Source organism: Rhodococcus sp. T2V, assembly GCF_029269925.1.
GTDB lineage: Bacteria > Actinomycetota > Actinomycetes > Mycobacteriales > Mycobacteriaceae > Rhodococcus_F > Rhodococcus_F koreensis.
In genome coordinates this window covers 1-3375 of the sequence record NZ_JARJBD010000223.1, presented here as the reverse complement: position 1 = coordinate 3375, position 3375 = coordinate 1, and the positions used below count along the sequence as shown (strand labels likewise).

At 67.2% G+C, this 3375-nt stretch carries 1 protein-coding gene; it reads right to left on the bottom strand.

Annotated features, from left to right (window positions below; all coding sequences use genetic code 11):
• Nucleotides 1–3375: condensation domain-containing protein (locus tag P3H15_RS53305; protein ID WP_276144711.1), on the bottom strand; the 3375-nt coding region annotated here is incomplete at both ends.

Here is a 3375-nt window from a genome sequence, read left to right as displayed (position 1 = left end):
CGTCGTTCGTCGGCGTCGAGGATGTCGAGGTCACCGACCCGACTCCCCGCATCGGTCATCATGGCTTCGAGAACACGCAGGTATCGGTCCAGCAGGGTCTCGACATAGGGTTCGTCGAACAGATCGCGGAGGTACTTCAGGCAAAGGCGGATCTGGGTGTCAACGGTGATTCCCAGGGCGAGGGGGTAGTGGGTGTTGTCGTTGGCGCTGACACCAGCCAGCGTCATGCCCTCGATCGCGCCGGCCTGTTCGACCAGCGCGGCCCTCTCGACCGGATACGACTCGAGTACCGTCAGTGTGTCGAACAGGGCCTCGGTTATCCCGGCCGACTGCTGAATCTCCGTGAGCCCGAGATAGTGGTGGTCGAGCAGGTCGGCCTGTTCACCGTGCATCCGCCTCAGCAGTCGCGTGATCGACTCGTCCGGATCCGCCCGCACCCGAACCGGCACCGTGTTGATGAACAGCCCGATCATCGATTCCACGCCCGCGAGCTGAGGTGGCCGTCCCGACACGGTGCCGCCGAAGACCGCGTCGTCGCGGCCGGTCATCCGCATCATCAGAATTCCCCAGGCCGCCTGCATCACCGTGCTGACGGTGACGTCGAGCCGGGCAGCCAACTCGGACAGGTCACGTGTCCTTTGCTCGCCGAGATCGGCACCTACTTCACCCGCCCGCGAGGAGATCTCTCGGCCCGGGTCGGCCGGGGCGAGCAGCGTCGGGCCCTCGACCCCCTCGAGCGCCGCCGCCCACGCCCGTCGCGCCGCCGCCTCGTCCTGTTCGGCGCGCCATTCCAGATAACTGCGATACGGGTGAACCGGAGGCAACGCCGGCACCCCGTCGCCGGCGGCATAGAGCGCGAGCATGTCCGCCATCAGCAGTGGCATCGACCACCCGTCGAGCAGGATGTGGTGGTTGGCGACGACCAGCTCGTACCGGTCCTCGGCCACCGTGACCAGCATGAACCGGATCAACGGCGGTTCGGACATGTCGAAATGCCTGGCCTGGTCCTCGGCCAGCAGCCGGGTCAACGCGTCCGGGCGAGCGTCGTCGTCGACTCCGCGAAGGTCGACCTCGCGCCACGGCGCCGCCAGCTTGTCGAGCACCAGCTGCACCGGTATGCCGTCAGGTCCCCCGACGAACGCCACCCGCAGATTCGGATGCCGATCCAGCACCGCCTGTGCCGCGGCATGCATCCGCGTGGCATCCACCTGACCTGTGAGGGTGAATACGACCTGCATCGAATACACGTCCACCGACGACGCGGCCAACAGCGCATGGAACAGTAGACCCGACTGCAGAGGCGTCAAGGGCCACACGTCCGTGACCGACGGATATGCCGCCTCCCAGCGGTCGATGTCCGATTGACGTGCGGTGATCAACGGCAGATCCGACGGTGTCAGCCCACCGGCGTCGGGGGTCAGCGAATGGGTGGCGAGCGCGGCGAGCGCCGCACACCATTGTTCCGCCAAGTCCTGTACATCGGACCGCCCGATTGCACCCGTCGGGAACGTGAACGTGGCGCCGAGCACCGGACCCTCGCCGCCGTCGGTGACGATCGCATCGATGTCGACAACCCCGTTCGCCGGCATGTCGGCATCTCTCGGAGCGGCGATGTCGCCGAAACGGCAACACGGTGACCACGTTGCCCCCAGCACGTCGTTCGGTGCACCACCGGGAGACACCCGGCCGAGGTAGTTGAAACTGATTTGGCCGACGGGCAGTGACCGCAGCTGCTCGGCAGTCTCCCGATTCAGATAGCGCAGGAGCCCGTAGCCGATTCCCCGGTCTGGCAGGGACCTCAGCTGCTCCTTGATCGACTTGACCACCACGCCGGCCGCGGCGCCACCGGCGAAGGCCTCGTCGAGGTCAGCGGCCCCGATATCCAGACGCACCGGAAACACACTGGTGAACCACCCCACCGTCCGAGACAGATCCGCGCCCGCCGCAATCTGCTCCTGACGGCCGTGTCCCTCGAGGTGGATCAGCGTCGAGGATTCGAAGACCTTTCGAGCGCGCCGCCACCGGCAGACGGCCAACGCCAATGCCGCCAGCAGTCCATCCTCGACGCCGCCGTGGAACAGTGTCGGCACGGTCGCCAGTAATGACGCCGTCACCGGGGCCGGTACGCTCACCTCGACCCGGTCGAGGGTGGATCCCACATCGACAGCGGCGTTGAACGGGCGGAGGCCCGATACCGGGTCGGATGCCTGCAACATCGCCTGCCACATCGGCAACTCCGCCACCCGCGCCGGGGTCGACGCCGCCTCGACCAACGCGTGCGCCCACCGGCGCATCGACGTTCCGACGGGATCCAACACCGGAGTACGCCCGGCGGACACCTGTGCCCACGCGGAGGCCAGGTCCGGCAGGATTATCCGCCAGGACACCCCGTCGATCACCAGGTGATGCGCGACGATAAGCAACCAGCCCGGTCGCTGCGCGGAGTTGCATCCCGACCGAAAATCGAGCCACACGAACTGCACCATCACACCCGTCGTCGGTGCCAACCGCTCCACCGCCGCATCCAAATGCGCCGACGCCAACGTCACCGCGGCTTCCCCGTCGAGATCGGCGGTGACCTCCACCCGGCGAACGAGACCGTCCACATCGACGGCATCCGACCCACCGACCACGAGACCCCAACCGCGTTCGTCGCGAACGAGTCGTGAGCGGAAGATGTCGTGGTGAGCGAGCACGGCCTCGATCGTCGCCACCAACCCACCGCGCTCAATTGCGGGCGGCAACTCCACCACCATGTGTTGCGAGAGTCTGCTGAAGCCACCACCGCGCTCAATCAGCGCCCGCGCGACCGGGGTCAGCGGCATCCACCCGACGGCGCCACCCGGCAACTCCTCGAGCACCACCGGCGGGTTGGAATCCTCGGGACGCTGCGCGACTTCAGCCAAACCGCCCACAGTCCTGCGCTCGAACACATCGCGTGAGGAGAACACCACGCCGCGGGCTTTCGCGCGCGACACCAACTGAATGGCGACGATGCTGTCGCCACCTAGGGCGAAGAACGACTCGTCGACCCCGATCCGGTCGATGCCGAGGACGTCCGCGAAGACGTCGGCGATCGTCTGCTCGAGGAGGGTGACCGGCGGCCGGAACTGCCTCTTCGACAGCGCTGGTGCGGGGAGTGCGCGGCGGTCGATCTTGCCGTTCACGCTTACCGGCATCCGGTCGAGGGTCACGAACACCGACGGCACCATGAAATCGGGCAGGCGCGCACCAGCCGTCGCGGCGAGCGTCTCGGGGTCGACGTGGGCGCCTGGGGTGGGCACGACGTAGGCCACCAGTTGTTCGGTGTGTTCGCCCTTGTGTACCGTCACCGCGGCGTGGGTGATGTCGGGGTGGGTGGTGAGGGTGGCTTCG